Origin of the sequence: Nonomuraea sp. NPDC049784 (assembly GCF_040659615.1) — a bacterium.
GTDB lineage: Bacteria > Actinomycetota > Actinomycetes > Streptosporangiales > Streptosporangiaceae > Nonomuraea.
On the sequence record NZ_JBFAMX010000652.1, the window covers coordinates 1 to 5,589 of the forward strand.

Consider the following 5,589-nt stretch of genomic DNA (forward strand, 5'->3'; position numbering starts at 1 on the left):
GCTGCACGCGGCGCCCGACGTGGACGCCATCTTCTGCGGGAGCGACCAGATCGCGCGAGGGGTGGCGGAGACGCTGCGGGAGCGGGGGCGGCGGGTGCCTGAGGACGTGGCGCTGGTGGGGTTCGACAACTGGGAGCCGATGGCGCTGGGGTGCCGGCCGCCGCTGACGACCGTGGACATGAATCTGGGCGAGATCGGCCGCTTGGCCGCCCGTCACATTCTGGACGCGATCGCGGGCAACCCGACGACCGGCGGCGTCACCATCGTCCCGGCCAGCCTGGTCTTGCGCGAGTCCACCCGCCGCGCCACCCCCTGACCCGCCGGGCGCGTCCTTGGCCCGCATCCCACCGGCGGCGGGGATGCTGATTGACGTGCGCGGCTGGACGCGGCGTGTCCGGTGCCACAAAGGACACACCCGTGACGCGCCCCGGTCCGCCGCACCGAACTACCGGTCCCAGCCATACCGTCCCTCAAGGGGCCCGCGCCCGGAGATGACACCCGCGGCTGCGGGGGTTGACCGGTGCTGTGTAACACCTTACTGTGCGCGTGGGAAAACCTATTCCCAAAATCCTTTGAGGAGTCCGGATGGACCGAGGATCCCGCCACGCCCTCAAGGCCGCGAAGGGCGCCAGGCGAGTCACCGTTGCGGCAGTCTTACTCGCCTCCTTACTCAGCGGCGTGCCGCAGCAAGCGCACGCCGCGCCCACCGCCACGGTGGTCGACATGTTCGGCAGGACCGTCAACGACTACGGCGTCAAGCTGGTCGACTGGCAGGGCTACCTGGCCAATCCGTACGTCGAGCTCACCCTCAAACCCCCGCCCGACGCGCGGTACCCCGTCACCATCGACCTGAAGGCCGAGGGCACGTCCAGGCTCATGATGGACCTGCCCAGCCAGCTCACCGCCACCGGCGCCACCAAGACGCTGACCTTCGCCGGCGCCACCGATCAGAAGCCGTTCCGCCTCGCGATCCACTCCAAGCGCGGCCCCGGCCAGGATGAAAGTTACACGCTCAAGCTCGGCATCCAGGATGCGAGCGGCACGACATACCAGCAGCAGATGCCGATCCGGGTGCAGCAGGACGAGAAGACCGCGCCGCAGCCCAGCCTGCCCCTCACCTTCGACTACCGCTACGACAACATCACCGGCTACTTCAACGAGCCGAACTTCAGGACCGCCGCCGAGGAGGCGGTGAAGGACTGGTTCAGGTTCTTCGACATGCAGCCGTTCGACTCCGTGGCGGCCGGGGCGGAGACGAACCACCTGCCGGGCAACGACTGGCAGAACGAGATCACGGTCACCAACAACTCCGCCTACAACGGCATGTACGTGTTCTTCCGCGGCATCCAGACGCCGTACTCGACCGGCTACCCCGCCGCCAACGGCAAGTACAGCACCCGGGGCGGCCAGCAACTCGCGGGCCCGCTGCACCGGTCCACCGCGATGATCTTCGAGTACGACGAGGCGAACAAGAACCTGTTCACCTCCCTGGCCGACGAGGACTGGTACAAGACGGACATCGCGGGCTCGGTGCTCGACGTGCACGGCCTGGTCATGCACGAGTACGGCCACGCGGTCGCCTTCCACAGCGACTGGGCCGGCATGCGCGCATACGTCCAGAACGGCGGCAATGATCCTGACGTCGTCGCCTACCAGGGGTATCCCGTTCCGCTGGACAGCAGCTATCACATTCCGGGCGACCAGAAGTACTGGGACCGGATCAGCGGGCAGAACGGCGGCTGGACGCACATGTTCCCCACCCGCCGGTGGATGATGACCAAGCTGTCGCTCCTGATCGCGGAGAACGCCGGGTGGAAGCTCAACCGCAACCTCACCCCGTTCCTGCCGCCGTCCATCGTCACCACCTCGCTCCCCTCCGCCACTCCCGGCACCGCCTACCAGCAGGCGCTCCAGGCGAAGGGCGGCGTGCCCTTCTACGACTGGCAGGTCACGAGCGGCTCCCTGCCCACCGGGCTCACCCTCGACCGGTTCACCGGGACGATCAGCGGCACCCCCACCACGGCGGGGACGTCCAGTTTCACCGTGCAGCTGCGGGACTACGACAAGCTCAGCACGCCGGTGACCAGGACGTTCCAGCTCACTGTGGGCAGCGGCGGCGGGACCTCCGTGAACGTGGCCGGGAGCGCGACGCCGACCGCCTCGTACACCTCCCCGTGGGAGAGCGTGGCGGCGGTCAACGACGGCATCGACCCGCCCGGCTCCAACGACACCGTCAACCGCCGCTGGGGCACCTGGCCCAACACCGGCTCCCAGTGGGCCGAGCTCACCTGGCCGGCCGCCCAGACCCTCAAGGCCGCCGACGTCTACTTCTTCGACGACAACGACGGCGTCCGCCTGCCCTCCTCCTGGAAGCTCCAGTACTGGAACGGCAGCGCGTACGCCGACATCCCTGGCACCTATCCGATCGCCATCAACGCCTACAACCACGTCACGTTCAACCAGATCAGCACCACGCGCTTACGCGTGGTCCTGCAGAGCGGCCAGGCCTCTGTAGGGCTGCTCGAAGTGAAGGCCTTTACCTAGAAAAGGATTCGATGAGGAAGTTCGCCACACTCAGCGCGCTGGCCGCCTTGGCCGGCGCGCTGTCCATCCCCTCCCCCAGCCTCGCCGCGCGCCAGCCGGCTCCCGCGCTGGAGGTGTACGACATCTTCTACCGCAAGGTCAACGACTACGGCGTCCAGCTCGTGGACTGGCAGGGCTACCTCGCCAACCCGTACATCGAGCTGACGGTACGCGCACCGAAGGTCCCCGGCATCAGCTACCCGCTGAAGGTGGACCTGCAGGCCAAGGGCACGTCCAGGCTGATGTTCAACATGCCGAGCGAGCTGACGGCCACCGGCGCGACCAAGTCCTTCACGCTCACCGGCCCCGCCGACCGCGAGGTCGTCCGGCTGGCCATCCACTCCAAGCAGAGCGGCGGCCAGGACGAGCTGCACCAGTGGATCATGAAGACCACTGACGCCGACGGCGCCACGAACACGCAGACCATGCCGATCAGGGTGCAGCAGGACGAGAAGACCCCGCTCAAGCCCACCATCCCCATCGACTTCGATTACCGCTACGACGACATCACCGGCTACTTCAAGGACCCCGGCGTGCGCAAGGCCGCCGAGGCCGCGGTCAGGAACTGGTTCGCGTTCTTCGACCTGAAGCCGTTCGACACGGTGCCCGCGGGCGACGAGGTCAACCGGCTGCCGGGCGACGACTGGCAGAACGAGGTCGAGGTCTCGAACGCCAAGCCGTACAACGGTATGTACGTGTTCTTCCGCGGCATCCAGACGCCGTACTCGACCGGCTACCCGACCATCAACGGCAAGTTCCACACCCAGAACGGCAAGCCCACCCCCTACCACCGCTCGACCAGCATGATCCTCGAGTACGACGAGCAGCTGATGAAGCTGTTCACCTCCCTCAAGGACGAGGACTGGTACAAGACGGACCTCGGCCAGGTGATCGACGTCGAGGGGCTGGTCATGCACGAGTACGGCCACGCGGTCGCCTTCCACAGCGACTGGCAGGGCATGGCCGACTACGTGGCCTCCAAGGGCAAGAACGACCAGGACGTCATCGACTACCAGGGCTACCCCGTGCCCCTGGACACCAGCTACCACGTGCCCGGCGACGATCCGTACTGGGACCGGATCAGCGGGCAGAGCGGCGGCTGGCGGCACGTCTTCCCGACCCGCAGGTGGGAGCTGACCAAGCTCTCACTGCTGATCGCGGAGAACGCCGGGTGGAAGCTGAACAAGAACCTGACCCCGTTCCTCAAGCCCTCGATCGAGACCTCCGCCGTCCCCGCGGCGAAGGCAGGGACCGCATACGAGCAGCGGCTCCAGGCCAAGGGCGGGGTCCCGTTCTACGACTGGCAGGTCGTCGACGGCTCGCTGCCCGCGGGCCTGAGCCTCGACCGGTTCACCGGGGCGATCACCGGCACGCCCACCGCGGCCGGGACCGCCACGTTCACCGTCCAGCTCAGGGACAACGACAAGCTGAGCACCCCTGTCACGCACGAGTACAAGCTCACGGTGGCGTGAACGACCGGAGGGCGGCGGAGACCCCGCCGCCCTCCCCTTTTCGCTAGTAGCCGTAGCGGCTCTTCAGGTGCCGCCACCAGTCGCGCAACATCCACGCGTCGAAGTCCGTGATGTACGCCGCGCTGCCGGCGTTCATCAGGAAGCAGCACTGGCCCGTCGGAGTCCAGTCGTAGAAGTCGTCCAGGCCGAACGAGTGGCCCATCTCATGCAGGAGGATGTGGATGTTGTCGGTGTTGAGGTTGGACATGTAGTACTCGCTGCCGATCCGCTGCCCCCAGTCGCCCCCGGCTCCCCCGCCGAACCCGGCGGTCAGCCACAGCGACATGTCGTAGTGGTGCGACGCGCCGCCCGGGCAGTTCGGGTAGGTGCCGCTCTGGTTGAAGAACCGGCCGCAGGGCTCGGCGCACTGGGGCGCGTTCTCCCGGATGTTGTTGACGTAGATGTCCACCGAGTTGTCGCTCCACTGCAGTTGCGCCCGGTCGCGCACGGCCCAGCCCACGACCTTGACCGGCACGGTCGCGTACGGCCAGCCGTTGTGGCCGGCCATGACGTCCATCCACTTCTTGAACTGGCGGGCCAGCGCGGCGTGGATCTGGTCACGCTGGGCGGACGTCACTGTGGCGGTGCTGTCCCAGCGGACGCAGTAGTTGATCGAGCCGCCGTTGGCCATGACCTGGTCCCAGCCGTAGTTGCGGAACCCGTAGAGGTCGGAGTAGGTGCTCTCTTCGTGCTGCCAGACCTCGTTCAGCGGAGTGACCAGGTTGGCCGGCGGGTTCCACCCGGTCGAGCCACCGGAGTCGGGGGCGTACGCCTTCACCTCGAGGAGCCCCACCGAGCCCTGGCCGCTCTGCAGGACGACGCGCAGCCGCGTGGTGCTGACCTGCGTGAAGGTCACCTTGTTGTAGGCGTTGACCGCGATCGGGTACGTAGCGGAGATGTCGGTGTAGGCGCTGCCGTTCCAGTACTGGAGCTTCCAGGAGGCCGGGACGCGCACGCCGCCGCCGTCGTCGAAGAAGTAGACGTCGGCGGCCTTGAGGGTCTGGGTGGAGGTCCAGGTGAGCTCGGCCCATTGGGAGCCGGTGTTGGGCCAAGTGCCCCAGCGGCGGTTGACGGTGTCGTTGGAGCTGGGCGGGTCGATGCCGTCGTTGATCGCCGCCACGCTCTCCCAGGACGAGGTGTACGAGGCGGACGGGGTCGCGCTCCTGGCCACGTTCGTGTCGGCCAGGGCGTTCTGGATGGGTAAGCCGAGGGTAATGGCGCCGATGAGCTGGCATTTACGCGGGCGCGTGGAGCACGCAACCGCCCAAGGGCCAGTCGGACGTGTCCGTCTACCATGACAGCCTGCGGATCGCGACCACGTACGCCGAGGCCGACCCGGCGAACTGGTCGGGCTGGCGTCGACATCCGCGAGCCCGGCCGACGCCCGAGCCGGCCGGCATCCCCAGCTCACCACGTTTCTCGACTACACACGTCGCACCGCCCGTGCCAAGTGCGATGGCGTCTCTGCGGAGAACGCCCGCAAGGCGCTCCTGCC

The 5,589-nt window shown here is 67.5% G+C and carries 5 protein-coding genes; 3 read left to right on the forward strand and 2 right to left on the reverse strand.

Features of this window, described 5'->3' with window-relative positions; all coding sequences use genetic code 11:
* The 3 genes from AB0J09_RS54730 to AB0J09_RS54740 all read left to right on the forward strand — a co-directional run.
* A partial coding sequence (locus tag AB0J09_RS54730; protein ID WP_360710222.1) for a substrate-binding domain-containing protein occupies positions 1–316 on the forward strand: 316 nt, incomplete at its 5' end.
* A gap of 269 nt (positions 317–585) precedes the next feature.
* Positions 586–2,544, forward strand: coding sequence for an Ig domain-containing protein (locus AB0J09_RS54735; protein WP_360710224.1), 1,959 nt, complete (start codon positions 586–588; stop codon positions 2,542–2,544).
* An 11-nt stretch (positions 2,545–2,555) separates the two neighbouring features.
* Positions 2,556–4,055: an Ig domain-containing protein gene (locus AB0J09_RS54740; RefSeq protein WP_360710226.1), complete on the forward strand. Its 1,500-nt coding sequence runs from the start codon at positions 2,556–2,558 to the stop codon at positions 4,053–4,055.
* A gap of 43 nt (positions 4,056–4,098) precedes the next feature.
* Here AB0J09_RS54740 and AB0J09_RS54745 read toward each other — a convergent pair whose 3' ends face one another.
* The gene (locus AB0J09_RS54745) at positions 4,099–5,265 is read right to left on the reverse strand and encodes a hypothetical protein (RefSeq protein WP_360710228.1); all 1,167 of its coding nucleotides are present in this window, start codon (positions 5,263–5,265) and stop codon (positions 4,099–4,101) included.
* 118 nt (positions 5,266–5,383) lie between these two features.
* On the reverse strand, positions 5,384–5,589 hold a 206-nt coding region (locus AB0J09_RS54750), incomplete at its 5' end, for a hypothetical protein (protein ID WP_360710230.1).

Excerpts from the sequence above, each read along its gene's own strand:
- AB0J09_RS54735 (WP_360710224.1), top strand. The coding sequence starts at position 586 with ATGGACCGAGGATCCCGCCACGCCCTCAAGGCCGCGAAGGGCGCCAGG.
- AB0J09_RS54740 (WP_360710226.1), top strand. The coding sequence starts at position 2,556 with ATGAGGAAGTTCGCCACACTCAGCGCGCTGGCCGCCTTGGCCGGCGCG.